This is a genomic window from Microbacterium sufflavum (assembly GCF_023091155.1).
Taxonomy (GTDB): Bacteria; Actinomycetota; Actinomycetes; order Actinomycetales; family Microbacteriaceae; genus Microbacterium; species Microbacterium sufflavum.
Window position 1 is genome coordinate 1,101,275 of sequence record NZ_JAHWXK010000001.1, and the last position, 23,427, is coordinate 1,124,701.

At 71.5% G+C, this 23,427-nt stretch carries 25 protein-coding genes and 1 riboswitch; of the genes, 9 read left to right on the forward strand and 16 right to left on the reverse strand.

The annotated features are described in order from the left end of the window. Window positions 1–3: 3 nt before the first annotated feature. Genes KZC56_RS05470 through KZC56_RS05480 form a run of 3 tightly spaced genes read left to right on the forward strand, consistent with a single transcriptional unit; the run spans window position 4 to window position 2,698 of the window. Window positions 4–1,020 carry a hypothetical protein gene (locus KZC56_RS05470; RefSeq protein ID WP_136033267.1) on the forward strand — a complete coding sequence of 339 codons (1,017 nt, stop codon included), beginning with the start codon at window positions 4–6 and terminating at the stop codon, window positions 1,018–1,020. Further along, window positions 1,011–1,631 carry an ATP-binding cassette domain-containing protein gene (locus KZC56_RS05475; RefSeq protein WP_136033269.1) on the forward strand — a complete coding sequence of 207 codons (621 nt, stop codon included), beginning with the start codon at window positions 1,011–1,013 and terminating at the stop codon, window positions 1,629–1,631. Before KZC56_RS05470 ends, KZC56_RS05475 begins: the two co-directional genes overlap by 10 nt. Continuing rightward, on the forward strand, window positions 1,628–2,698 hold the full coding sequence (locus KZC56_RS05480) for a hypothetical protein (RefSeq protein ID WP_136035618.1): 1,071 nt from the start codon (window positions 1,628–1,630) through the stop codon (window positions 2,696–2,698). The genes KZC56_RS05475 and KZC56_RS05480 overlap by 4 nt, the downstream gene beginning before the upstream one ends. 286 nt (window positions 2,699–2,984) lie before the next feature. On the opposite strand, the gene KZC56_RS05485 is transcribed toward KZC56_RS05480, so the two are convergent. The 7 genes from KZC56_RS05485 to KZC56_RS05515 all read right to left on the reverse strand — a co-directional run bounded on the left by KZC56_RS05485 (window position 2,985) and on the right by KZC56_RS05515 (window position 10,589). After that, a complete protein-coding gene (locus KZC56_RS05485) occupies window positions 2,985–4,889 on the reverse strand; it encodes an ABC transporter ATP-binding protein/permease (RefSeq protein WP_247638047.1) in 1,905 nt (634 codons plus the stop codon). Further along, window positions 4,889–6,058 (reverse strand): peptidoglycan-binding domain-containing protein, encoded by a 1,170-nt coding sequence (locus tag KZC56_RS05490; RefSeq protein WP_168443065.1) that lies wholly within the window; start codon window positions 6,056–6,058, stop codon window positions 4,889–4,891. Before KZC56_RS05490 ends, KZC56_RS05485 begins: the two co-directional genes overlap by 1 nt. Window positions 6,059–6,065: 7 nt before the next feature. Continuing rightward, window positions 6,066–6,968 carry a hypothetical protein gene (locus KZC56_RS05495; RefSeq protein WP_168387128.1) on the reverse strand — a complete coding sequence of 301 codons (903 nt, stop codon included), beginning with the start codon at window positions 6,966–6,968 and terminating at the stop codon, window positions 6,066–6,068. A gap of 227 nt (window positions 6,969–7,195) precedes the next feature. Further along, window positions 7,196–8,185 (reverse strand): hypothetical protein, encoded by a 990-nt coding sequence (locus KZC56_RS05500; RefSeq protein WP_136035613.1) that lies wholly within the window; start codon window positions 8,183–8,185, stop codon window positions 7,196–7,198. Next, window positions 8,182–8,805: an RNA polymerase sigma factor gene (locus tag KZC56_RS05505; protein WP_168443064.1), complete on the reverse strand. Its 624-nt coding sequence runs from the start codon at window positions 8,803–8,805 to the stop codon at window positions 8,182–8,184. The genes KZC56_RS05500 and KZC56_RS05505 overlap by 4 nt, the downstream gene beginning before the upstream one ends. A 49-nt stretch (window positions 8,806–8,854) precedes the next feature. Then, entirely contained in the window at window positions 8,855–9,310 is a 456-nt protein-coding gene (locus KZC56_RS05510; RefSeq protein ID WP_136035611.1) for a peptidase inhibitor family I36 protein, read from the reverse strand. Window positions 9,311–9,446: 136 nt separating this feature from the next. After that, window positions 9,447–10,589, reverse strand: a complete 1,143-nt coding sequence (locus KZC56_RS05515; RefSeq protein WP_247638048.1) for a calcium:cation antiporter — start codon at window positions 10,587–10,589, stop codon at window positions 9,447–9,449. 195 nt (window positions 10,590–10,784) lie between these two features. Further along, window positions 10,785–10,849, forward strand: a riboswitch (guanidine-III (ykkC-III) riboswitch). A gap of 127 nt (window positions 10,850–10,976) precedes the next feature. On the opposite strand from KZC56_RS05515, the gene KZC56_RS05520 reads away from it, so the two are divergent. The 3 genes from KZC56_RS05520 (at window position 10,977) to KZC56_RS05530 (ending at window position 13,604) form a co-directional block, all read left to right on the forward strand. Continuing rightward, on the forward strand, window positions 10,977–11,234 hold the full coding sequence (locus KZC56_RS05520) for a hypothetical protein (protein WP_136035609.1): 258 nt from the start codon (window positions 10,977–10,979) through the stop codon (window positions 11,232–11,234). A gap of 62 nt (window positions 11,235–11,296) precedes the next feature. Then, entirely contained in the window at window positions 11,297–13,006 is a 1,710-nt protein-coding gene (gene qcrB, locus KZC56_RS05525; protein WP_247638049.1) for a cytochrome bc1 complex cytochrome b subunit, read from the forward strand. A 19-nt stretch (window positions 13,007–13,025) separates the two neighbouring features. After that, window positions 13,026–13,604 carry a hypothetical protein gene (locus KZC56_RS05530; RefSeq protein WP_247638050.1) on the forward strand — a complete coding sequence of 193 codons (579 nt, stop codon included), beginning with the start codon at window positions 13,026–13,028 and terminating at the stop codon, window positions 13,602–13,604. On the opposite strand, the gene KZC56_RS05535 is transcribed toward KZC56_RS05530, so the two are convergent. The 7 genes from KZC56_RS05535 to KZC56_RS05565 all read right to left on the reverse strand — a co-directional run bounded on the left by KZC56_RS05535 (window position 13,594) and on the right by KZC56_RS05565 (window position 19,396). Beyond that, on the reverse strand, window positions 13,594–14,523 hold the full coding sequence (locus KZC56_RS05535) for a methyltransferase family protein (protein WP_247638051.1): 930 nt from the start codon (window positions 14,521–14,523) through the stop codon (window positions 13,594–13,596). The two genes, KZC56_RS05530 and KZC56_RS05535, sit on opposite strands and share 11 nt — an antisense overlap. A gap of 45 nt (window positions 14,524–14,568) precedes the next feature. Further along, the gene (locus KZC56_RS05540; protein ID WP_136044313.1) at window positions 14,569–15,372 is read right to left on the reverse strand and encodes an SDR family oxidoreductase; all 804 of its coding nucleotides are present in this window, start codon (window positions 15,370–15,372) and stop codon (window positions 14,569–14,571) included. Next, entirely contained in the window at window positions 15,369–15,842 is a 474-nt protein-coding gene (locus KZC56_RS05545; protein ID WP_136036218.1) for a MarR family winged helix-turn-helix transcriptional regulator, read from the reverse strand. The genes KZC56_RS05540 and KZC56_RS05545 overlap by 4 nt, the downstream gene beginning before the upstream one ends. Before the next feature lie 9 nt (window positions 15,843–15,851). After that, window positions 15,852–16,199: a hypothetical protein gene (locus KZC56_RS05550; protein WP_247638052.1), complete on the reverse strand. Its 348-nt coding sequence runs from the start codon at window positions 16,197–16,199 to the stop codon at window positions 15,852–15,854. Further along, window positions 16,196–16,462 (reverse strand): hypothetical protein, encoded by a 267-nt coding sequence (locus KZC56_RS05555; protein WP_136036216.1) that lies wholly within the window; start codon window positions 16,460–16,462, stop codon window positions 16,196–16,198. The genes KZC56_RS05550 and KZC56_RS05555 overlap by 4 nt, the downstream gene beginning before the upstream one ends. A 240-nt stretch (window positions 16,463–16,702) precedes the next feature. Then, the gene (locus KZC56_RS05560) at window positions 16,703–18,211 is read right to left on the reverse strand and encodes a glycoside hydrolase family 3 N-terminal domain-containing protein (protein ID WP_247638053.1); all 1,509 of its coding nucleotides are present in this window, start codon (window positions 18,209–18,211) and stop codon (window positions 16,703–16,705) included. A gap of 72 nt (window positions 18,212–18,283) precedes the next feature. Beyond that, window positions 18,284–19,396: an aminotransferase class V-fold PLP-dependent enzyme gene (locus KZC56_RS05565; protein WP_247638054.1), complete on the reverse strand. Its 1,113-nt coding sequence runs from the start codon at window positions 19,394–19,396 to the stop codon at window positions 18,284–18,286. A gap of 186 nt (window positions 19,397–19,582) precedes the next feature. Between KZC56_RS05565 and KZC56_RS17650 the strand changes: the two genes are divergently transcribed. Both KZC56_RS17650 and KZC56_RS05570 read left to right on the forward strand, forming a co-directional pair. Next, window positions 19,583–19,717, forward strand: coding sequence for a hypothetical protein (locus tag KZC56_RS17650; protein WP_275089379.1), 135 nt, complete (start codon window positions 19,583–19,585; stop codon window positions 19,715–19,717). Window positions 19,718–19,869: 152 nt separating this feature from the next. After that, the gene (locus tag KZC56_RS05570; protein WP_136034343.1) at window positions 19,870–20,202 is read left to right on the forward strand and encodes a hypothetical protein; all 333 of its coding nucleotides are present in this window, start codon (window positions 19,870–19,872) and stop codon (window positions 20,200–20,202) included. A gap of 11 nt (window positions 20,203–20,213) precedes the next feature. On the opposite strand, the gene KZC56_RS05575 is transcribed toward KZC56_RS05570, so the two are convergent. Further along, window positions 20,214–21,398, reverse strand: a complete 1,185-nt coding sequence (locus tag KZC56_RS05575) for a zinc-dependent alcohol dehydrogenase (protein WP_247638055.1) — start codon at window positions 21,396–21,398, stop codon at window positions 20,214–20,216. 101 nt (window positions 21,399–21,499) lie between these two features. Then, window positions 21,500–22,828 carry a cytochrome P450 gene (locus KZC56_RS05580; RefSeq protein ID WP_247638056.1) on the reverse strand — a complete coding sequence of 443 codons (1,329 nt, stop codon included), beginning with the start codon at window positions 22,826–22,828 and terminating at the stop codon, window positions 21,500–21,502. Window positions 22,829–22,973: 145 nt separating this feature from the next. Between KZC56_RS05580 and KZC56_RS05585 the strand changes: the two genes are divergently transcribed. Next, the gene (locus tag KZC56_RS05585) at window positions 22,974–23,411 is read left to right on the forward strand and encodes an SRPBCC family protein (protein WP_136036882.1); all 438 of its coding nucleotides are present in this window, start codon (window positions 22,974–22,976) and stop codon (window positions 23,409–23,411) included. The last annotated feature ends 16 nt before the right edge of the window (window positions 23,412–23,427 follow it).

A 23,427-nucleotide genomic window follows, 5' to 3' on the forward strand; every position in this document is an offset into this window, starting at 1 on the left:
AGCTTGACGATCGTCGGGTGCACGCTCGTCGTGGGCGCGGCGCTCGGCATCGGCCTGGCCTATTCGCTTCTGACCGCGAACACCCCGGGCACATTGAAGGGTGAGGACGAACTCTCCACCATCGCCGTGACGATGCAGGAGTTCGATGATCCGCGAAGCGTCGAACTCACGGCGGAGATCTTGCCGCCGATGAGTATCGCGGTGAACCGCCCCGGAACCGTGACGTCGTGGGCGTGTACCCGGGGGACGACCTTGAGCTCGGCAACGTCGTCTGTGGCGGTCGATGGCGTCAACCTGCTCAGCCTCTCGACCTCTGTACCCCTGTGGCGGGATCTCGTTCCCGGAGACAAAGGACAGGACGTGCGGGCGCTCGAAGAGGAACTCGTTCGTCTGGGGCAACCTGCCAACGTCGACTCCGCACTCTCGCGCGACGAGATGAGAACGCTGACCACGCTCGCGAAGACCGTCGGCGTCGAGCTCGACGGGGCTCTGACACGAGACCTCGTCGTCTGGCTCCCCTCTCCCGCCGTGACGGTGGAGAAATGTGACGCGCAGTTGAGTGGCTCCGTGGCGCCGGGCGGCTCACTCGCCACGGTCGACTCCGGGGTCGTCATCTCTGCGGTGTCGCTCCCCGAAGGCCGGCTTCCCGGCGCACGGTATCTGGATCTCCTCCCGGAGCCGGTAGCGCTGGGCGATGCGGGCGAACTGCCGCCCGAGGTGACCAGCGACGCCGTCCGCAACACCGATGCTTTCCGGGAAGCGGCAAGCGCATCCCCGGAGGCAACGTCGCTGACCCTCAAAGGCACGGTGGTTCTGCAGACACCTGTTCAGGTCGCGGCCATCCCCGCAACTGCTGTCATGACGGATTCCACGGGCTCCTCCTGCGTGTTCGTCGACAACGATCCGTTGGTCGTCACGGTGGTCGGGTCGGAATTCGGCAACTCCTTCGTCGTCTTCTCGGCAGACGAATCGCCCGCCTCGGTCGATGCGCAACCCGGCAAACGGCCGACATGCGGGTAGAGGTGTCGGACCTGGGACACGCGTACTCGCGTGATGCGTGGCTGTTCCGGGGGCTGTCGTACACGTTCACGCCGGGGCACATCTACGCGCTGACCGGTGCATCCGGGTCGGGGAAGAGCACGCTGATGGCGATCCTCGCGGGGTGGACCGCGCCAGCGGCCGGCCACGTGAGCATGGACGGCGTGGACTCGACCAGTTGGGTCTTCCAGAACCCCTACGGCGTGGCGAAACGAACCGCGATCGACCACGTCGCGTTCCCGTTCATCGCTTCCGGCATGCGCGCCGATGAGGCGGATGAGAGCGCCCTCGAGCTCCTCGGGCGATTCAACTTGCACGATGTCCGCGACAGACAGTTTCGCCACCTCTCGGGTGGCGAGGCGCAACGACTGATGCTGGCGCGGGCGGCGGCTTCATCACCGGACCTTCTCCTCGTCGATGAACCGACCGCGCAGCTGGATCGCGCAACCGCCCATGTCGTAAACGCTGTCCTCTCGAACGTCGCGTCCTCCCGCACCATCGTCATCGTCGCAACACACGATGAGGAGACGCGGGATGCCTGCGACATCAACCTTGACCTCGCCCAGTACTCGCCGAGGGCCTTCGCCGAATGAGAGCACACGCGCTGCTTCGGGAGATCATCCGCAACCTCACCTCAGGCACGTCCCGCCTCGGGGCGCTGTTCTTTATCTCAACTCTGGCCCTGACCGTCGCCGTTCTCTCCGACGTCCTCACCATCTCGCGGACGGTGGACGACGCGATCGAGTATCGCGGCTCCGGCGCGGCCGTGATGACTCTGGCGCTCCCCGGACGTATCAACGGAGCATCCTGCGATGCGCTCGCCGACACCCCGAACGTTCTCGCCGCCGGCGCGATGCGCCCGGAAGGCAAGGTGACAGCCGGAACCCTACCTGGCGAGCCGCTCGACCTGTATACGACGACCCCTGCGTTCGCACGGGTACTTGGAGCGGAGGACGGCGGCTCTGGAGTCTATGTCAGCACGGATGTCGCCTCGAATCTCGGGTCGACTGCTCTGCCTCTGACGGCGGGCGCTCCCACGCCTGTCCGCGGCACCTACCCGTACCCGCCGGACGGTCGCCGCGCGGGCTTCGGCTGGGCGGTGCTGTCGCCGACCAGCGCAAGCGATGGGGCATTCGACGAGTGCTGGGTGCTGTCCTGGCCGCAACGGTCTGACCTCCGACAGCTGCTTCTCACCTCCGTCACGCCTGCGGCAGCTGGCGCCGCGGCCAGCGAGCAACCCATCGTCTCTCAGCTGAACACGAAGTACGGTCTCACGTTCGCTGGGTCCACCGAGTACGAGTCTCGGATCACCCGGTACGCGCCTTACCTTGCAGCGCTGGTCGGCTTCGTCTTGTCGGCCATGGCCGTCTGGTTCCGTCGCGTAGAGATCGCATCCAATCTGCACGCTGGCGCGAGCCGTGGAACTCTCTACCTTCAGCACCTCATCGAGAGCGTGGCCTGGTCGCTGCCCGCTGTCGCGGCGGCATGGATGGCGGGATTCCTTACGGCGACGATCACCGCGCCCACTGAGCTGCCCAGCCTGGCGCTCCGATCCGCGGAGATCGCGCTTTCCTTCTCCGTGGGCACGCTTACGGGAACGGCGTTCGGCTTCTTCCTGGTTCGTGAAGGGCGGCTCGGCCACTATGTGAAGGGCCGTTAGCCAGCGCGAACTCTTCATGCGGAACGCAACAAATGGTCCACTGCGCCGACCGGCTGACCTGAGAGGAGGCGGGGATGGACACACGCACCGTGGGCTTCATCGCCGCCGGGACCGCGCACCCCCTCATCCACGCGAGCCGCGACCTGTTCGACGAGGCCAATCGGGCGGGGCTGGGCGGACAGGACATGATCGCGGTGATCGCCGCCTTCGATGCGCGCGCGGGTGATGCAGCGGGCGACGCACCCGCGAACGCAACACTGAGAGCGTCGCGGACTCGGGCACACGCTCACGAGCGCAGGGCCGCGTTCGGAAGGACCGCCCCGGCTCGCACGGCCCCGGCGATCGCGCCCAGACAGGCGATCGCGACACCGCCGCCCAAGGCGAGGAGCGCGAGTCGCACGTCGAACACCGGCGTCCACTGCCGCGCCAGCGTGACGGCCAGGATCGCCGACATCCCCAGGACCACCCCCACCAGCCCGCCGAGCACGCCGAGCAGCATCGACTCCGCCACCAGCATCGCACTCACGTGCAGCCGTCTGGCCCCCAGCGCTCGCCGCAGTCCGATCTCCGCGCGCCGCTCCGCGACCGAGCTCACCGTCGCCAGCACGATCGACAGCACGCCGCCGACCAGTGCCACGGCCGTGAGCACCGCCAGACTCATGCCGACGCTGGCCTCCACCTTCTCGCGGGTCGCACTCGGCGCCGGCGGCTGCGACACGTCGAAGCGCTCCGGCCGGAACGCATCCAACGCCACCGGGGCCTCCGCCGCGACCTGGCCGGCAGCACCCGCACGCGTCACGAGGTAGCCCGACACCGAGCCGACGGGGGTTGCCGCGTCGGCCGCCGCGAGGATCATCGCCTTGCCCAGCAGATCCGTGCGCCGTGGCGACGACGACACGACCCCGGCCACCACGAACGTCTCCCCGTCGATGCTCACGGTGGGCGCCCGCTCGACCGGGCCGAGGCCCAGGTTCGCCGCGAGGTGCGTGCCCACCAGCACCTCGCCGGGACCGAGGGCGTCCGCCCCCTCCGCCCAGTCGACCTCGAGCCGCAGCGCGGCGACCGGATCACCGGCCGCCGCGAACACCCCCGTCTCGACCTCAGGCCGCGGCGCACCCACCCGCACCGCGTGGGTGCCGGAGTCTTCCACGACAGCGGCCGAGGTGACCCCGTTCAACTCCGTGAGCTCGGTCGCCGCAGCGTCGAGCGACGTCGTCAGCGTGGGCGACACCCCGTCGCCCGGCGCCTGCACCGCGACCTCCCGTGCGGCGACGGTGTCGAAATCGCTCGACACCTGCACGCTCGCGGACGACGCCAGCCCCAGTGTCGTCAGTGCGAGTGCCAGGGGGACCGCGAGGGCGGCGACCAGGGCCAGGGTGCGACCAGGGCGACTCGTCACGTTGCGCCAGGCGTCGCGAACGAGGTCGCCGAATCGCACGGTCGAGGCGCGGCCCGGGGGATGCGGTCCGCTGACGGGCGGGTGGCGGCGTGCGCCGTCCTCCCCCACGGGTGCACGCCGCGACCCATCGGACACCACCCGCCCGTCCGCCACCCGCACCCGCCGGTCCGCCCGCTCGGCGACCACAGCGGAATGCGTCACCACGATCAGGGTCGTGCCCGACCGCCGCACCTCGTCGAACAGCTCGAGCACCGCGGCACTGTTCTCCGAGTCCAGGTTTCCCGTCGGCTCGTCCGCCAGGAGGATCGGTGTCCGCGCCGCCATCGCCCGCGCGATCGCCACCCGCTGCCGCTGCCCGCCCGACAGCACGCCGGGACGGCTCTGCGCGAACTCCCCGAGCCCGACATCCTGCAGCGCGCGCAGCGCGAGCCCACGCCGCTCGTCGCGGTCCACGGCCCGATAGTGCAGCGGCAGCTCGACGTTCTCGACCACGGTGCGCCGGTCGAGCAGATGGAAGCTCTGGAAGATGTAGCCGAGCAGGTCCGATCGGGCCGCGGCAGCAGCACGATCGGAGAGCCCCGCCACATCGTCCCCGTCGATCAGGTAGCGGCCGGACGACGGACGGTCCAGGAGTCCGACGATTCCCAGCAGCGTCGACTTCCCCCCGCCGGACTCGCCCTCCACGGCCACGTACTCGCCCTGCGCGAAGACGACGTCCACCCCGTCGAGCGCCACGACCGGCGGCGTCGTCGGGAACACCCGCGAGACGCGGTCGAGCGACAGCGTCGGCACTACTGCACCCGCACTTCGTCGCCCGCGTCGAGCTCGCCGTCGTCGACCGCCGTCACCGCACTCGTGCCGTCCAGAGCCCCCCGCTCAGAGACCGCGACCTCGACGAACCCGCCCTCCCTCGCGACGAGCACGTAGCGGCTCTCCCCGCGCGACAGGACGGCGCGGGACGGCACGAGCAGCGACTCCTCCGCCACGATCTCCCGCGTGATGCTGACGAGCCCCTCTGCTCCGGCCTGCTGCGGGCGCTGGCTCGCGTCGGTGTACGCGAACAGCACGTCGAACGAGCTCTCGCCGTCCTCGTTCTCGACCTCGACGATGCGCAGCAGCGTGAGCGCGACCGTGGTCGAGCCCGCGAGCATCGTGGCCGACATCCCCTCCTCGAGTTGAGCGGCGACCGCCGGGACGACCGTCGCCTTGACCACGGTCTCTCCGGACGACGTCACCACGGCCGCCTTCTCGGGCAGCGCGCCGGTCGCCGGGATCGCCAGCACCGCGGCTGGAAGCTGCGGCACCACCAGAAACGCGGCAGCGGGCGCCGACACCACCTTCGTGGACGGAGGAGCCGGCGTCGCCGGGACCACCGGAGCGGCATCGCCGTCCGTGGCATCCGCCGCCGGGTCGACCAGGGGCACCGCGTAGCCGTTCGCCCGGAACAGTCCGGCCACCGCCTCCGCGGTCGCGCGTCCGAACGCACCGTCCGCCGTGAGCGCATAGCCCGCCGCGATCAGGCCGTTCTGCAGCTGGAGGACGTCGCGCCCCGTGTCGCCCGTCTTCATGTCGCGGAAGAAGGGGAACGACCCGGGCATCGCGAACAGGGGTTGGTTGTTCACCTCCAGCAGCAGCGTCCCCGCCGAGGCCTGCTGCCCCGGTGTGACGGGAGACAGCGTCACGCTCCCGCCGCCGTCCGGCGTCGGCACCGCGGTGGAGATCTCATCGACGTTGGCGACGGTGCCCTGGGCGTTGATCACATCGGCGAGCTGACCGCGGACCACCGTCGCGGTGATGAGGGAGGGATCGGGGGGCTGAGCGGCCGCGTCGATCTGCGCGGGAGACCGGAAGACGAGCGCCGCCGCCCATCCGCCGGCGAACAGGGCACCGGCAACCAGCACGGACGCCGTGATCAGGACGACGCGACGTGACCGGCGGGGGACGGCGGCCTCCTTCACCATCCGGCCGTCACTCCGCCGTCGCGAGCTCGGCGATCGTCGCGTCGATCTCCGCCGACACCGTGGCGACCTTCGCCCGCAGCGACTCGAAGGCCTCCGCGTTCTGCTCGTACGACGCGGCCTCCCGCTCCCACAGCGCGTCGTAGAACGCCTGCTGGAAGCCCGACGACTCCCGGCAATCCACATCCTCCAGCGCGAGCCGCACCTCCTCACGCGTGATGTCGCCCGTGCTCGGGTCGTCTCCGCTGAGGGGGCTCGTGGTGAACCGTTGCCGCACCGAGTCGGACGGCATGTCGATCGGAAGGGCGGGAAGATCCTCCACACCGAGGGGCACCATGCACTCGTTCCACCGATCGGCCGCTTCCCTCACGGCCGGGTCGGCCAGGGCGCCCTCGAACGCCGACCCGACGAACATGGAGGAGAAGTTCATCATGTCGGAGGAGTACCCGGGGATCCGCCCCTGTAGCTCGGCCGAGCACTCGTCGCTCACCGCGGCGGTCGCCGCATCGAGGTCGGCGGTGCGATACGCCTCCCACGGCAGCACCTCGAGGGGCAGCGCCTCCTGCGGGAGGTGGTATCCGTACGTGCTCGCGACCTCCTCGGTCAGCGCGGAACGCGTGGTCTCGCGGCCCTCGTAGGCGCTGTCGAAGTCGACGTACGGCACCGGCAGCGGCGTGCCCTTCTCCTCCAGGCATTCGGCGATCACGAGCGCACCCGCGTAGGCGGCCTTCTTGAGCATCTTGTCGGTCAGGACGTAGGGGTCCAGCGGCAGCGTCCACGCGGAGATGTTCTTCTCCACGCTGCCCGTCGGCGTCTGTTCGGCGGCGGGGGTGTCGGAGACGCAGCCGGTGGCGGCTGCGAGAGTCGCAGCCGCCACCAGCATCGCGCCGCCGAGACGAAGGTGTTTCGACACGGGTGAACGCTCCAGGGGTGAGGGGTCGATGAACTTCGCCGACGCGGGATCCCACGTGACGCCGTACACGAGGCCCGAGTTGTTCTCGATGTTGCCGTCGCCCTGACGCCGATGTCCTTACCGCGAGCTTTCAGTGTGCGCGCGGATCGGGGCGTGCACGGGAAGCCCTTTTGCACGAGTGCCGTGTTCCTTACACGGCTTCTCCGGAGGGTCGCGACGGCCGCCTCTCAGCGCGCGGCATCCCACATCGTGTACGACACCACGCCGGCCGGCAGACCCTCCAGCGGCGCCACGAGCTCGCTCTCCACACCGACGATCCGGCCCGACTCGACGGAGATGAACGCGGTCTCCACCCGCTCGGGCACCACCGAGGACACCTGCACGCCGATCACGTCGCGCCCCAGGCGGTCGGTCGTCTCGCCCCGCACGGTCACGCCCCCTGCCTCGTCGAGCAGCTCCAGCAGCGCCGCGTGCTGGGCGTCCGTCAGCGTCCAGTACTGCAGCAAGCCGGTGATCGCGGCCAGCAGCTCCCCGGACGACGACGCCGACGTGGCCCCGAATGCACCGAGGGCCGCGTCGAGCTCGGCGCGCGAGCTTCCGGAGAGTCCGGCGACCGCGGTCGGCAGAGCGAACTCCTCCGGTGACAGGGCCACGGTGTCGATGAGCTCGCCGGGCGCGTACGGGCTCGCGGCGATGCCATCCGGACGCTCGCCGTCGGGCCAGTACGGCTCCCCCGCGACGATGGTCGAGACGGTCGGCTGACCGGGACCCCACTCCAGGGTGATCTCCTGGGGCACGACCTCGACGTGCTCGTCCGCCAGGTCGACGCTCCAGTTCCACGACACCGAGTGCACGACCGGGGCCTGCGCGACCGCGGCGTCGACCATCAGGGTGCGCTCCGCGTCGGCGAACACCTCCGCCGCGGTACCGGCTGCCGTGTAGTGCAGGGCGGGCGGGGTGAGCGCCACCGCGGGTTGCGTGGGCACCAGCACCGACACCGCGACGACCGTGGCAGCCGCGACGGCCGCTGTCGCCGTGACCACTCCGGCCCACACCAGGGCCGGGCGGCGGCGGCGCCTCTGCGGGCGGTAGTCGCCGCGGATGATGCCCTCGCGGATCGCGATCTCGGCCGCGGTGAGGCCGCTGTCGTCGGTCGTCCGCGGCGCCGGGTTCGCCGCACGGAACAGGCGGTCGAGCTCGGTGTCGGAGATGTTCATCGCGCCCGTCCCGTCTCGAGCTGGGCGCGCAGCTTGGTGCGTGCCCGCGTCAGGGTGGTCCACACGGCTCCGGGGCTGGTGTGCAGCGCCTCGGCCACCTCACCGGCGCTGAGCTCGTCCCAGTACGTGAGCACCACGACCTGCCGCTCCCTGGCGCTCAGCGACCGGAGGGCGCGCCGCAGCGCCAGTGCCTCCATCGGGTCGAGCGGCTCGGCCGGGTTGCTGAGCCCGCGCGTGAGCGCGTCGATGGCCCTGTCGCGGGACCGCGCACGCCGGCTGCGATCGCGCAGCTTGTTGTCGGCGGTGCGCAGGAACCACCGCAATCCCATGGGGCTCGCGGGGTCGAGTTTGCGCCAGGCGATCAGGAACACCTCGGCCGTGAGCTCCTCGACCTCCTCGGCGTCGTCGATGAAGCACTCCAGGTGGCGGTGGATGCGGGGCCAGTACTGGTCGAACAGCTGTCGGTACACCACCGCCTTCGTGCCGGCGCCGTCGTGCTCGGCCGCGCGCGACGTCGGCCGAACGCGGCCGGGCGCCACGCGCAGGAAGCCGGCGGCGTCGCCGGAACCGGGCGCCGCGACAGCGAGCGCGAGCGGGTGCGTGAACGTGAAGCGGAACATGCGCCCCTCCCTCACGCCGCGATCCGGTGTGAACAGGGTAGCGGCATGATCAGAACAGGCAACGGAGGTTCGTGACCGCCCCGACGACGTTCGCCGTGACCCCCGCGCCCGCCGACGCCAGCACCGTGCTCGCGGCATTGCGGGCCTGGACGGTCCCGGAGGAGCGGGCGTTGGCGATCGAGCGCACGGTGCTGAGGCCGGCGGTGCTGACGATCGAGCAGACGCTGAAGCTCAACCGCGTTCCGCCGCGGTTCGGCTCCGAGTAGGCGCAGTACTGTCCGGTCGCACAGCTGCCCACGGCCCGCTGGTATGGCGACGGGACGGTGAGTTGCATGCCGAGATCGGGCCACTCCGCGGTGTACGCGTCCACGGCGACGCCCCCGGGGACGTGCTCGAGCGCGTAGACGACATCCGGGTGGAGACTCTCGTCGGCGTGGGCGGGGGCGAGCGATCCCCCCACGAGCAGCGCCGTCGCGGCGAGGGTGACAAGGAGCTTCGTCTTCATGCGGACCGTCCGGGTGTGGAGGAAGGGGTGTGTCCCTCCAATCTCGGGTGTCGCCGCCGTCCCCGTCGACCGCCGACCGCGCCTTGCCGCTCCGGGGAGTTCCTTACACACTTCTTTCCGGCCGCGACCCCCCCCGTCAGCTGAACAGGATGAGGACGTACACGGCGAAGGTCGCGAGGTGTGCGGCGCCGTGCATCGCCGTCACGCGCTTCGCGGAGAAGGTCGTGACCGACAGCAGCAGCGTGACGCCGAGCATCAGCAGGTTCGCGGGGGACTCGGCCAGCACCACCGTCTGCCCCGTGAGCATGCCGATCACCAGCACCGCGGGGATCGTGAGCCCCACGGTCGACACGAGCGCGCCGTGGCAGAGGTTCGTGACGCGCTGCGCCTCACCGTTCAGTGCCGCCCGCACGGCCGTGATCGACTCGGGCAGGAACACGATGCCCGCGATCAGGAGCCCCGCGAGGGCCACGGGCGCCCCGACCCTGCCGAGACCGTCGTCGAGCAGCGCGGCCATGTCGTGCGACAGCAGCACGATCGGCACCACCGTGACCACGAGCAGGAGCAGCCGCGTCACGACCTCGGTGCGATGCGCGGCGAGCACCTCCCGGATGCCGGGGCGCGGCTCCTCCGTACGAGCCGCGGTCCGCCGTCGCTTGTCGACCTCCGTGAAGTCCTCCGCCTGCGCGCCCATCTGCCGGAACAGGAAGAACGCGTACAGCGCGAGCGTCAGCACGATGATCGGGATCTCCTGCCCCACCGTGTACGCGCCGTCGTCGCCGATGAGCCCGGGCAGGGCGATCCCGAGCGCCACGAGCACCACCAGCATCGCCAGGTACGACGACGTGCCGGTGCGGTTGTGCGCCATCCCGCGGTGACGTAGCCCGCCCAGCAGCAGCGCGAGCCCGATCACGAGGTTCAGGATGATCATCGACACGGCCATCACCGAGTCGCGGGCGATCGTGGCGTGCTCGCCGGGACCGAGCATGACCGCGGAGATCAGGATCACCTCGATCAGCACGATCGACAGGGTGAGCACGAGCGAGCCATAGGGGTCGCCCAGCCGGTGCGCGAGGGCCTCCGCCTGCTTCACCACGCCGAACGCGCACACCAGGATCACCGCGACGATGCCGACGAGCGCGACCACCAGCAGCGGACCGGGCACGGGCGGCGCGAGCAACGGGTGGGCGATCAGCAGCGCACCGAACGCACCCCAGCCCAGCCCCACGCGGACCACATCGACGGGGGTGACCAGCTGCCTGATCGACGGTCGGCTCATGGTCGGCTCCTCGCCGGTCGGCCTCTCCCTGGACATGACGACTCCCTCATGAGTCAGTCGTCGTGTGCGGGTACTGCTCCCTCGTCCGCCGCCCCGGTGACCGGGGACACTCCCAGGGTAGCGGCGGAACCGCAACAGCACCTGTGCACGCGCGACCCGGGTTGGCCGGGCCTCCACGACCTCTGCTACGGTGGCCGCAGGTCCGAGTTCCGGACCTGCGGACGAGGGCGCAGTACCCGCAAAGCGACAAGACTGACCATGAAGGTCGTCTCGTGTCGCTTCTTGCCGGTGGAACCGTCCCCGCCTCCGCTTCGCCGCACACCGCGACCCTCTTGGCGCCGCGCTCTCCCGCCGACGTGCCTCCGGCACACAGCGAAGGGAGACTCCGTGGACGCGCTCTTCGGATCCATCATCGGCGTGATCATCCTCCTCGTCATCCTTGGGATCTCGCGGGCGTTCGCACGCGGATACCGCCACGGGGTGCGCTACGACGATCTGACGGTCGACCGGCTGCATGCCCTGACGGAGGGCGATCTCGCGGCGCTCGAGACGCGCGACGTGGACGCGTGGCTACGCCTGCGCGCCCTGGAGCGGCGCATGAGCGGCCTGCGCCGCCGGGCCGCCGAGCTCCGGGCCGACCGCTGACGCCCGCCCGCCCCCTTCTCCTTCCCCCGCTCCCGCTCACCTGACCACCCGAAGAGGACCCCATGGCCACGACGCGCACTCGCGACCAGGCAGACCACGACACCTCCCGACGACCCCTCGGAGGCCGTTTCGTCGGTTCCGCCGCCAACTACCTCGACGAGCGCACCAGCATCTCCGGACTGATGAAGGAGCTGGGGCGCAAGGTGTTCCCCGACCACTGGTCGTTCATGCTGGGCGAGATCGCCCTGTGGGCGTTCGTCGTGGTGTTCATCACGGGCACGTTCCTCACGTTCTTCTTCCAGGCGTCGATGGTCCCCACGCACTACACCGGTGCGTACGCCCCGATGCGCGGCATGGAGATGACGGCCGCGTTCGACTCGGCCCTGCGGATCTCGTTCGACATCCGCGGTGGGCTGCTCGTGCGGCAGATGCACCACTGGGCGGCGTTGGTGTTCGTCGCCGGGATCGGCCTGCACATGCTGCGGGTGTTCTTCACCGGTGCGTTCCGCAAGCCGCGCGAGCTGAACTGGGTGATCGGCTTCGTGCTGTTCATCCTGGCGATGGCCGAGGGCTTCACCGGTTATTCCCTGCCCGACGACCTGCTCTCGGGCAACGGTCTGCGCATCATCGACGGCATGATCAAGGGCCTGCCCCTGATCGGCACCTGGACCTCGTTCCTCCTCTTCGGCGGCGAGTTCCCCGGCACCGACATCATCGGACGGCTCTACACGCTGCACATCTTGATCCTGCCGATGCTCGTCATCGCGCTGATCGCCCTTCACCTGATCCTGATGATCGTGAACAAGCACACGCAGTTCGCCGGCCCCGGCCGCACGAACGACAACGTCGTGGGCTACCCGATCATGCCGGTCTACGCGGCGAAGATGGGCGGGTTCTTCTTCCTCGTGTTCGGCGTGATCGCGCTGCTGGGCACCTTCTTCCAGATCCTGCCGTTCTGGGTGTATGGGCCGTACGACCCCTCGCCCATCTCGGCGGGCACGCAGCCGGACTGGTACATCGGCTTCGCGGACGGTGCGCTGCGCCTCGCCCCGCCGAACTGGGACGTGGTGCTGTTCGACCGCACCTGGTCGTTCGGCATCATCGTGCCGGTGGCCGTGATGGGGCTGTTCATCCTCACCGTGCTGTTCTATCCGTTCATCGAGGCGTGGGTCACGGGCGACAAGCGCGAGCACCACATCGCCGAACGACCGCGCAACGCGGCCACGCGCACGGCCATCGGTGTCGCGGGCGTCCTCTTCTATGCGGTGCTGTGGGCGGCGGCGTCGTCCGACCTCATCGCCACGCACTTCATGCTCACGATGGAGGGCGTGATCCACACACTCCAGGCGCTGCTGATCCTCGGTCCCGTGCTCGGGTACGTCCTGACGAAGCGGATCTGCCTGGCGCTGCAGAAGAAGGACCGCGAGATCGTGCTGCACGGCTTCGAGACGGGTCGCATCGTGCGACTGCCCGGCGGCGAGTTCGTCGAGGTGCACCAGCCCGTCGACGAGTACGAGCGCTGGAAACTCATCGACGTGGAGTCGTATCAGCCGCTGGTCGTGCGGCCGAACGCGAAGGGGCGCATTCCGTGGCATCAGAACCTGCGCGCCGCGGTGTCGCGGTGGTTCTTCGAGGACAGGCTGCTGCCGCTCACCAGGGCTGAGGTGCACGCGGCCGACAGCGCCCACGGGTCGCACGCGGCGGTGGAGGCTCCGGACACGGACGGCACCGCGGGAGACGGCCCGGAGCATGGCGCACAGACCGACCGTTGACGCAGGCAGGCTCCGCGGGGTGCGGGTGGCCCTCGGCGTGGGGGTGGTCGTGGTCGCGTTCCTCGTCGCTGGAACACCGGCGGCCCTGGGGGCGTTCGCCGTCGTGGTCGGGTTCGGCGCGGTCCGCCGTGCCCGGCGCCGCCCGGAGCGACTACCCCGCCTGACGTTCACGTTCGCCGTGGTCGATGTCGGCGGCGACGGCGCCCCGTGCCTGCTGCTGTCTCTGCCGCCCGACGCGGACGAGACCGTGGCGGAGGTGCTGCGTGCGCACGGGTGGAGCACCCTGGAGCCGCCCGTCAACGGTCCGGTCGCACCGGTGCGGCGGGTGGGCGTGGAGTTCCGCGGCGACGACGGCCTGCGGCTGCGCGACCTCGGGGTGCCCGGGCCCGCCTACGCCGAGGCGATGCGCCGGGGGGCCGTGCCGGGCGGGTGGGGTGCGGCCGCCGAGCGGACGGGGTGGGTGCTGCTGCTCGCGGTGCCGGAGCAGGCGTGGCCGCTCGACCCCGACCGCACAGTGCGCTCGCCGGTGCTCGGCGCGTACGGGTTGCTGCATGGCTCCCGGGCGGGAGGTTCCCCCGCGGGATCGGTCAGACGGTGATGCGCGGACGCCGCGGGATCCAGCAGGCCACGCGGTCGCGGTAGGCGCGGAAGTCGGCACCGAACCGCGCCTCAAGGTCGGCTTCCTCCAGTGGTCGCACGAGCGCGTTCCACACCAGCGACCCGCACAGGGCGTACAGCACCACGAGCCACGAGCCCGCCATCAGGCCGACCGCCACGCCCTGCGCGATGCCGCCGACCGCCATCGGGTTGCGCACGAAGCGGTAGGGCCCCGCGACCACCAGCCGCCGGGGCATCGCCGAGGGCAGGGGTGTGCCCTCGCCCTGCACCGACATGGACGCCGCCGACCACATCGACAGCGCGAACGCGAGCGCGAACAGCACCGCACCGGCGATGCGCACGGCCACGGGGAACGGCACGTGCAGCCCCCACCGATGCTCGGCGACGACGATCACGGCGGGCAGTGCCACCAGGAACACGGCGGAGAACACGAGGATCTGCACGGCCGTGCGGGACAGATGCGCCACGGGCCGGGCGGTCGCCGCGAGCCGGAACCGGAACGGCCCCCGCAGCAGCCACTCGGACGGAACCCGGCCGGTGAGCACGAGCACGGCGGCGCCGATCGACCCCAGCGCCGCGGCCGCCATGAGCAGCGCGCCCCATCCGGCCGCGCCCGTGACGGTGGCGTACAGCGCCATGCCGGCCGCGACCAGGGTCGTCCAGCCGGTGGTCGACCACACCGCGGCGCGCAGTCCCGCCGCCGCGAGGGCCGACCCGAGCACGAACAGCGGGATGTCGAGCAGCGCGACGAGCGGCGCGTCGAGAGAGCCGAGGGTCGCGGTGCGGATGCCGGGCCACACGAACACCGCGATCCACCACGCGGCGCCGGCGAGGGCCTGCGCTCCGAAGAACAGTCGACCCCAGGAGCGCGGCGACATCCGGCGCCACAACTCCCCCATGCGGTCAGTCTAGGTCAGGCCGCGGCTCCCGCCGGCGGTGTCGCGTCAGCTCTGCGGGGCGTCGTTCCACGACCAGATGTCGTCGCCGCGCAGCACCGCGTCGGCCCCGCCGTCGCAGTAGATCGTCTGACCGGCCATGTGCGTGTTCGCCGGGCTGGTCAGCCACACCAGCAGTTCTGCGATGGACGACGCCGGCTGGTGGTAGTTGAGCGGCATCGGCACGGCGGCGTCCACCTGCGCCAGGCCCTCGGGCGACCCGAGCAGACCGGCGGTCATGGCGGTGATCACGGTGCCGGGGGCGACGGCGTTGAGGGGGATGCCGGCTCCGGCCCACGCGGGCGTCACCGACTCGCGGCGCACCCACCGCGACACCGCGCGCTTGCTCGACGAGTAGTTGAGGAACCCGCCCTCGGGGGTCGCGGCGAGCCGGTCGCCGATCTCCAGCGCGCGGGCCTCGTCACCAGCCAGGGCGGCGTCGACGAGCTCGGCGGACACCGGCTGCAGCGACGCCATCGACGACACCACGGCCGCACGCGGAGTGTCGGCCAGGCTGAGCGTGGGGCGCAGGGCCTCCAGGAACTCGGTCACGCCGAAGAAGTTGATCGCCATGGTCTTCGCGATGGGGGCGGCGATGCCGGCGCACGCGATCACGGCGTCGATGCTGCCATCCGCGGCTTCGATCGCGGCTTCCGCGGCGGCGATGCGGCCGTCGTGCGTGGAGAGGTCGCCCGCCACTTCGGCGCCGGCGAGGTCCACACCGATGACGGTGTGCCCCTGGGCGCGCAGCAGCGAGGTGGTGGCGGCTCCGATTCCGGATGCCGAGCCGGTGACGACGTAGGTGCGGGTCATGATGATTCCTCCTGGATGGACGGTGCCGACGGCGTGCCGGCGAGGGCGAAGACGAAGCGCGTGAGCTGGTGCCGGAACGCGGAGATCTCGTCCGCGTCCCAGCCGGCGAGGGCGTCTGCCACCAGGCGGTGACCGGCGTCGACCAGGCGTGCGTAGGCCTGCTCGCCGGCGGGTGCGAGGCGCACCTCGACCGTGCGGCCGGTGCGGATCGGGTCGACCACGCCCTGCGCGGCCATGCGGGCGACGAGCTTCGACGTGGTCGGGCGCGACATCGAGGCGTGCTCGGCGAGGGCACCGAACCCCAGCGCTCCCCCGTGCAGCCCGAGCAGGTACACCGCGCGGATGGCGGTGGGGTCGAGGGCGACGCCGACGCTCTCGGCCACCTGGGCCTGCACGTCGCTCTCGCTCCACGCCGACACCACGTTCACGAGGGCGACGTGGATGTCGGCGATGCTCTGGGCGTTCGCCATGCCCTCAGTCTACGACTTTTGTTGCTTGAGGCAACTGTTCTCCGTCACGTACCCGGTCGAGCCCGAGTCGTCCACCAGCACATACGGCACCACATCAGCGGAGCTCCCGCGTCCACGACGCCAGTGCCGCTCCCGGCCGTCGCCGTACTCCAGCACGATCGCGCTCGGCACAGCACCGGCGGGAGCCACCACGTAGGAGCTGCCGCCGAGACCCGACGACCGCAGTTGCACCACGATCCCGCCGTCGTTCGGTCGCGGAGGTGTCGTGTGCAGATCCATCGGGGTCACCGGCAGTGCGTACTCGCCGCGCACCTGCAGCACCGCTGCGCCGGCGGCGCGCGGGCCCAGCGGCCTCACTCCGCCGCTCCGATGCGCGCAGCCCAGGCGGCCGTGTCCCGCACGCCACGGGCGTCGAGGTAGGCGCGCACCGTGTCGTGCACGAGCCGGATCTCAGCCTCGTTGCCCATCGCGGCCTGCATCGTGCCGACGTCCGGGGTCGGCTTGCCGTCGATGCGCTCGAGCGCCTCCCAGACGATGTCCTCGCGGGCGCCGCGTCCCAGAGCGTGCGGCATCGAGGTGAAGCGGATGCCGGGCCGGGCGGCGGGTCGTGACTCTTTCATGCGTGTTCCTCTCTCGTCCGGAGGGCAGGCTCGCGCGGAGGGGCCGGCGGCCCCTGGCGGCGCGCACGCCGGAGCGGGGGTCTCGCCCCCTGTGCGGTCGTGCGGTTCTGCGGCCCGCGGTGCTCCCCTGATCACCGTCGAGTGCGGCGCGGGAGCCTCGGTCTGGCCGTCCGGTTCCCTCCGACCGTAGCACGTTGTTTTGAGTCATTCAAAACAACGGATACCGAGCGGTGTGTCGTCTCAGGCGCTTCCGGACAGCACCCGAGCGACGTACACCGCCGACGCACGCGACGCCCCGAGCGCCAGCACCGCCCGCCCCGCGCGCACATCACCCTCTGCGGGCCACCCCGCATACACGACCACGGCGTCGGGGCGCACGGCGAGCACCGCATCCTGCACGGCCGCCTCGAACGGACTGCTCTGCGGCTGATTCACCAGCAGCACCACGTCCTCCGTCCGGTTCGCGGCGACCGCGGCCGCCCGTGCGGCAGCCGCCGTCGCATCGAGTCCGGCGAGCGATGCGCGCTCCACCGGCATCCGCTCGCGCAGCGCCACGGTGAAGAAGTCCGACGCCTCCCCCACCGCGACGCTGCGCTTCGTGCGGGCGTCGACCACCGTCGCCGACGCACTGCCGAGGCGCACATCACCGACCACCGTGGCCGCCCGGGCGACGAGGTCTGCGCCCTCGAAGGCCGCCGGGCGCTCGGCGTCGTCCCCGTGGTCGCGGCGCCAGGCCGAGAGCTCGGCGAGCCGCGCCGCCGCCTCCTCCGCGCGCGCGACAGGCAACGCGCCCGACCGCAGCGCCTCGTACACGGCGTGCAGCACCTCCTCGAACTCGACCTGGTCGGTGCGCTCGCCGCCGACCTGCGGGTTGAGGGCGGGGTTGCCGATGCACACGAGGTCTGCGCCCGCGGCGAGGGCCCCGACCGCGCCGGGCCCCGAGCCGACCGTGCCGCGGATCGCCGCCATGTCGACCGCGTCGGTGATGAGCACCCCGTCGAAGCCCAGGTCGCGGGCCAGGCGCAGGCTCGTCGGGTTGAGGGTCGCCGGTGCGTCGCCGAGCGCGGGCACGCGGATGTGCGCCGTCATGAGGGTCTTCGCGCCCGCCTCGATCGCGGCGCGGAACGGCGGCAGATGCACGGCGTGCAGCTGTTCGAGCGTCACATCGGCGGTCGCCGGCGCCAGGTGCGAGTCGGTGACGGTGTCGCCGTGACCGGGGAAGTGCTTGGGGCACGCGGCGACCCCGGCGGACTGGATCCCCCGGACGGCCGCGGCGGCATGGCGGGCGACGACGTCGGGGTCGGCGCCGAACGAGCGGACGCCGATCACGGGGTTGCGCGGGTCGGCGTTGACGTCGACGGTCGGCGCCAGGTCGACGTCGATGCCCGCGGAGGCCACGAGCCGGCCGGTCCAGGCGGCGACGCGCTCGGTGAGGTCGATGTCGTCGAGGCGGCCGAGCACCGCGTTGCCGGGCGTCGATGAGCCCGCGGCCGCTTCCAGGCGGGTGACGATACCGCCCTCCTCGTCGACGCCGATCAGCGCTCCGGGATGTCGTCCGTGGATCTCCGCCGAGAGCGCGCGCGGCTGATCCGGGTCGGCGGGATCGAGGTTCTGCGCGAAGTACACGACGCCGGCGAGACCGTGGTCGAGCGCTCGCCGGAGCCAGTCGGGGGCGGTGCGCCCGGCGAATCCGGGCCACAGCAGGCTGTGGGCGAGGCGGCTCAGGGCGGGGTCGCGCGGCGCGGGCATGAGCATCTCTCGGTCGAGGGCGGCCTGTTCACGACGAAACTAAACTACGAACGCACGACCGTCAATGAAAATTCATGACACCAGCACGCACGCCCGGATGACCGCCTGCGCCACCACCGGCACCTGCTCCGGCGTGAGGCACTGCGGATTCAGTGCGATTTCGTCGCCGTCCACGCCCACCACGACCGCGGGATCGCCGGAGCGCAGACGCTCCGCAACCGCCGCGGCCGTCGCGTGCCGCGGCCGTACGTAGGCGCGCGGGATCGAGGCGGGCTGGATGCCGGGGCGCTCCAGCACGTGGCGCCGCACGCGCAGATCCGCGCACCCCGCGAGCCCCGCGACCAGCTCCGACACCATCCGCTCCCGCGCGGCCTGCTCCACGGCCTCGTCCCGCCGAGCGAACAGCTCGACCGCCGCCACCAGCCCCACGATCGTCTCCTTGTCGGTCTTCATCCCCCGGGCGACACCGTGGTGCGGATAGGCGACGGCGGCGCACGCGGCCACCAGCTCGCGCCGACCGAGGATCATCCCCGACGACTGCGGTCCGCGGACCTCCTTGCCACCGCTGAGCACCACGAGGTCGGCACCCTCGTCGAGCATCTGCCGCACCAGCGCCCGCGGCGGCACCTCGGCGGCGGCGTCCACCACCAGCGGGATGCCGTGCTCGTGCAGCACCGCGGCGACCTCCGCGAGCGGCGGCGAGCCGGGCAGCGACCGGGCCTCCGCCATCCACAGCAGGAGCGCGGTCCGGTCGCTGAGGGCACGGCGCAGCTCCTCCACGCTCGCCCCCGTCGCGTCCTCCACCTCGACCACGCGGGCACCCGCGACCGCCACCGCCGTGTCGTAGCGGTTGCGATGGCCGCGCAGCATCAGGCACTCGTCCGGCAGTCCGGAGGCGCGCGGCAGCCGGGCGCGCAGCTCCGGGTGGTCGCGGGTCATCGCGGCGGCCGTGGCGACCGTGAGCCCCGCGGCCGCTCCCGCGGTGACACAGGCGGCCTCCACATCGAGCGCGGCGGCGATGCGTTCCCCCGCCCGAGCTTGCAGGGCGTGCAGGTCGACGTAGGCCCCGGCGGCCTCGCGCATCGCGTCGAGCACCTCGGGCGCCAGGAGCGAGCCGCCGACCGCGGTCACCGTGCCCCACGCGTTGATCAGCGGTCGAAGTCCCAGGTCGCGGTAGACGCTCATGAGCGCACACGCTAGCGCCTCGATCGCTTCCGGCGGCCGTGCCATCACCCCGACCGCTCCCTCGCGAGACGCCGTTCCCGACCGGCTGGGGGCGACGGTTTTTTTACCGCTCAGCAGGAAATTTGACTTCTATGCCGTTCCGGGTATGGTCAGGGGTTACGCCAGCCACGAAAAGGGGAAGCGCACATGTCCGGAAAGTCCACCCAGGGTCGAGCGAGCAAGAAGGCCCCGCAGCTCTCACTCAAGGAGAAGCGGGCCGCCAAGAAGGCCAAGAACGCTCCAGACGAGTTCCTCAAGCCCCGCAAGGGCGCGAAGGGCTGAGGACTCCCCGGACGGCGGCATCGCGGCGGACGCTGCGGATGCGCGTCCGAGAGGTGCGCCGGATACCCGCGCGACGAGGTGCTGTCAACGGCCCTCCCCTCGTGCGGCATCCGGCGCACCCTGGACGTCTCATCCGACGAGAGGAGCACGCCATGACGCACGACGAGGGCCACCTGAACGATCCGGAGCGCATGCAGCCGGAGGAGGAGGACAGGGTCGAGTCCGGCGCGGAGCCCACCGACCCCACGTATCCGTCCCCCGATGCCGGGTCCGCCCGACCCGGTGCCGGTCCGATCTCGGAGCACCTCGCCGAGCGGGGCGGGGACGACGCCGACCTCATCGAGAACGTGCCGGCGGGCGGTGCGGGGGCCGACGCGGGCGCCGGGCAGGCCGCCCGCGTGGATCCGTCATCCGACGCCTCGGTACCGGACGAGTCCGAGCACAACGACGAGCCCGGCATCGGCACTCGTCGCGCGGAGGACTGATCACCCCACGGTCACACCGTGGACGGATGCAGCACGACCTTGATGCAGCCGTCCTCCTTCTGCTGGAACGTGCGGTACAGGTCGGGTGCGTCGTCGAGCGGGGCGTGATGCGTGGTGAGGTCCATCACGCCGAGCGGATCGGCGGCGTCCTCCACGAGCGGCAGCAGGTCGTCGATCCAGTTCTTGACGTTGCACTGCCCCATCCGCAGCGTGACCTGCTTGTCGAACATCGTCTTCATCGGCAGGATGTCGGCGTCACCCGCATAGACGCCGCTCAGCGACACGGTCCCGCCCCGTCGCACCGCGTCGATCGAGGCGTAGACCGCGGCGAGGCGGTCGATCCCCGCCTTGTCGAGCAGCTGTCGCGCGGCGGGATCGGGCAGCAGCCCGACGGCCTTCTGCACGAACTCGATGCCGCTGTTCCCGTGGGCTTCGAGCCCCACCGCGTCGACCACGGAGTCGGCCCCGCGGCCCTCGGTGGTGTCGCGGATCTCGGCGACGACGGTGTCGGTGAGGTCGAGCGTCTCGGTGCCGTGCCGTTCGGCCATGGCCCGCCGCTCGGGCACCGGGTCGACGGCGATGACGCGGTGCCCGCGGTGACGGCCCACCCTGGCGACGAACTGCCCGACCGGGCCGAGGCCCATCACGGCGAGGGTGCCGCCCTCCGGCACCTGCGCGTACTCCACGCCCTGCCACGCGGTGGGGAGGATGTCGCTGAGGAACAGGTAGCGCTCGTCGGGAAGGTCGGGCGCGACCTTGATGTGGTTGTAGTCCGCAAGCGGCACCCGCAGGTACTCCGCCTGTCCGCCCGGCACCTGGCCGTAGAGCTTGGTGTAGCCGAACAGGGCTGCTCCGCTGCCGTACTCGCGCACCTGCGTGGTCTCGCACTGCGACTGCAGGCCGCGACGGCAGAAGAGGCACTCCCCGCACGCGATGTTGAACGGGATGACGACCCGGTCTCCGGGCTGCAGCGAGGTGACGTTCGCGCCCACCTCGACCACCACACCCATGGGCTCGTGCCCGAGGATGTCGCCGCGATCCAGGAATGGACCGAGCAGCTCGTACAGATGCAGGTCGGAGCCGCAGATCGCCGATGAGGTGACGCGGATGATCGCGTCCTCCGGCTGCTGGATCTGCGGGTCGGGGACCTCCTCGACCGTCACCGTGCGCTTGCCCTGCCAGGTCAGTGCCTTCATGATGTCCTCTGCTCCGGTCGACTGTGGTCGTCCCAGGCTCCGCGTCGCCGGCCGGTGTGAACACCCGGTTGACAGGTGCCGTGGCGCATGCGATCCCGCGCTCAGTGGAAGGGGCAGCCGCGGCCGGAGCCGGCCGCGCGCACCCGTCCGCCGGACGCGGGCTTGGTGGGCAGCCGTCGTCGGTTCACCGCGAGGCCCTCGTCGAGCACGCGCAGCCGCGGGTCGCTGAGCACCGCGATCGCAGCCGTGAGTCCCGCGACCACGAGCTTCTCGCCGGGGCAGCGGTGTCCCGAGGCGACGTCGGCCCCGCCCTGCGGGATGAACGTCTTCACCTCTTCGTGGTCGGTCACGTCGGTGAAGCGCTCCGGGGCGAAGCGGTGCGCGTGCGCCCACGACTGCTCGTCGGTGTCGGTGCCGAGGATGTCGAGCACCACGCGACCGCCCTTCGGCACCCGCACGCCGTCGATCTCGATGTCGGTGAGCGCACGCCCCGGGAGCATCGGCACGAACAGTCCCGTGCGCCGCACCTCCTGCGCGAACCGGGTGGCGAGAGCGCCGCCCACGAGAGCCTGCCGTTCCGCGGTCTCGGCCGCGATGCGGGCGCGCCACTCCGGGTGGTCGTGGAGCTGCTTCGCCGCGAACGCCACGAACCGGGCGGCGGCGATCATCGGCCGGATGCTGTTCTGCAGTTCGATGCCCGCGGTCCTGGCGGGAAGCAGGGTGCCGTCGGCGCTGCGGTGCGCGGCCCACAGCGCGAGCGCGGTGCCCTCGTGAGCCGCGAGCGTTCCGGCGCGGACGGCCTCGATGAGGCGCTGAGCGTGCCGGTCGGACCACATCCGGTTCGCGGTCGCGGCGAGGTAGGCGGGCGAGTACGGCGCGCCGAACCCGTCGACGATCTGGGCCAGCCGAGCGGCCCAGCGCGTCTTCGCGGCGGGCGTCCCCGGAAGGCCCGCCCAGCCCATGATCGCGCGTCCGAACGCCCCGACGGCCGCGTCATAGGCGCTGCGGGTGCCGCCGTCGAGCCAGGCGTCGCGCTCCCGCGCCCACTCCCGCTCGAGCCAGGGCGTGAGCCGCGCGACCTGCTCGTCCTCGTAGGCGACCGCGACGAACGTCGCTTTGCGGTGACGGTGGGCGTCGCCGTCGAGGCTGTGCACGGAGCCGTGCCCGAACAGCGTCTCCTGCACGATCGCGGGCATCGCGCCGTGCCGGGCGATGCGACTCTCGTCGTAGAACAGGTCGATGCCCTCGGCGCCGCGGACGAGGGCGCCCTCGTCGCCGAGCAGGCGCATCGGGGCAGACCGGGCGCCCGGTCGTGCACGCCGCCAGATGCGGGCTCCGAAGTCGTAGCCGCGGGTCAGGAGGAACGGGGAGTCGTCGCGCACGATCGTCTCGACGCCGTGCGAGATCCGGCCGGTGAGTCTGTGGAGCATGACTCGACCCTCGCAGCGCTGGGACCGGTCCTCCAGGGGGGAGCGTTCGGCGATGGACTGTGCTAGCGGTGAGGGGACGACGCTTGTCAAGCGCCTGTGCAGGCGGTGTGCGCGCCCGTCACACTGGCGGCGGAACGGAGGAACCATGGCGACGAACACCCGAGACCTGGCGTGCACCACCGAGGACGTGTTCCGTGTGCTGGCGGACGGCTGGCTGTACCCCGCCTGGGTCGTCGGAGCGTCGCGCATGCGCGATGTCGACGCGGCCTGGCCCGCTCCGGGCGCGCAGCTGCACCATTCGGTCGGCGTGTGGCCCGCGCTGCTCGACGATACGACCGAACTGCTGCAGTGGCATCCGCCGCACCGGGCGGTGCTGCGCGCGCGCGGCTGGCCGGTCGGCGAGGCGCAGGTCACCCTGCGGGCGAGGTCGACGGCGACCGGCTGCCAGGTGCGCATCGACGAGGAACCCGTGAAGGGCCCCGCGACCCTGCTCCCCCGCTTCCTGACCGCACCGATCCTGCGGTGGCGCAACGCCGAGACGCTGCACCGGCTGGCCTATCTGGCCGAAGGGCGTGCCGGGTGATCGGTTGCGCGGGGAT

Coding starts and splice junctions, on each gene's coding strand:
- KZC56_RS05475 (WP_136033269.1), top strand. CDS start 1,011: ATGCGGGTAGAGGTGTCGGACCTGGGACACGCGTACTCGCGTGATGCG.
- KZC56_RS05480 (WP_136035618.1), top strand. CDS start 1,628: ATGAGAGCACACGCGCTGCTTCGGGAGATCATCCGCAACCTCACCTCA.
- KZC56_RS05490 (WP_168443065.1), bottom strand. CDS start 6,058: ATGGTGAAGGAGGCCGCCGTCCCCCGCCGGTCACGTCGCGTCGTCCTG.
- KZC56_RS05500 (WP_136035613.1), bottom strand. CDS start 8,185: ATGAACATCTCCGACACCGAGCTCGACCGCCTGTTCCGTGCGGCGAAC.
- KZC56_RS05505 (WP_168443064.1), bottom strand. CDS start 8,805: ATGTTCCGCTTCACGTTCACGCACCCGCTCGCGCTCGCTGTCGCGGCG.
- KZC56_RS05510 (WP_136035611.1), bottom strand. CDS start 9,310: ATGAAGACGAAGCTCCTTGTCACCCTCGCCGCGACGGCGCTGCTCGTG.
- KZC56_RS05515 (WP_247638048.1), bottom strand. CDS start 10,589: ATGAGCCGACCGTCGATCAGGCAGCTGGTCACCCCCGTCGATGTGGTC.
- qcrB (WP_247638049.1), top strand. CDS start 11,297: ATGGCCACGACGCGCACTCGCGACCAGGCAGACCACGACACCTCCCGA.
- KZC56_RS05535 (WP_247638051.1), bottom strand. CDS start 14,523: ATGGGGGAGTTGTGGCGCCGGATGTCGCCGCGCTCCTGGGGTCGACTG.
- KZC56_RS05540 (WP_136044313.1), bottom strand. CDS start 15,372: ATGACCCGCACCTACGTCGTCACCGGCTCGGCATCCGGAATCGGAGCC.
- KZC56_RS05545 (WP_136036218.1), bottom strand. CDS start 15,842: ATGGCGAACGCCCAGAGCATCGCCGACATCCACGTCGCCCTCGTGAAC.
- KZC56_RS05555 (WP_136036216.1), bottom strand. CDS start 16,462: ATGAAAGAGTCACGACCCGCCGCCCGGCCCGGCATCCGCTTCACCTCG.
- KZC56_RS05560 (WP_247638053.1), bottom strand. CDS start 18,211: ATGCCCGCGCCGCGCGACCCCGCCCTGAGCCGCCTCGCCCACAGCCTG.
- KZC56_RS05565 (WP_247638054.1), bottom strand. CDS start 19,396: ATGAGCGTCTACCGCGACCTGGGACTTCGACCGCTGATCAACGCGTGG.
- KZC56_RS17650 (WP_275089379.1), top strand. CDS start 19,583: ATGTCCGGAAAGTCCACCCAGGGTCGAGCGAGCAAGAAGGCCCCGCAG.
- KZC56_RS05570 (WP_136034343.1), top strand. CDS start 19,870: ATGACGCACGACGAGGGCCACCTGAACGATCCGGAGCGCATGCAGCCG.
- KZC56_RS05575 (WP_247638055.1), bottom strand. CDS start 21,398: ATGAAGGCACTGACCTGGCAGGGCAAGCGCACGGTGACGGTCGAGGAG.
- KZC56_RS05580 (WP_247638056.1), bottom strand. CDS start 22,828: ATGCTCCACAGACTCACCGGCCGGATCTCGCACGGCGTCGAGACGATC.
- KZC56_RS05585 (WP_136036882.1), top strand. CDS start 22,974: ATGGCGACGAACACCCGAGACCTGGCGTGCACCACCGAGGACGTGTTC.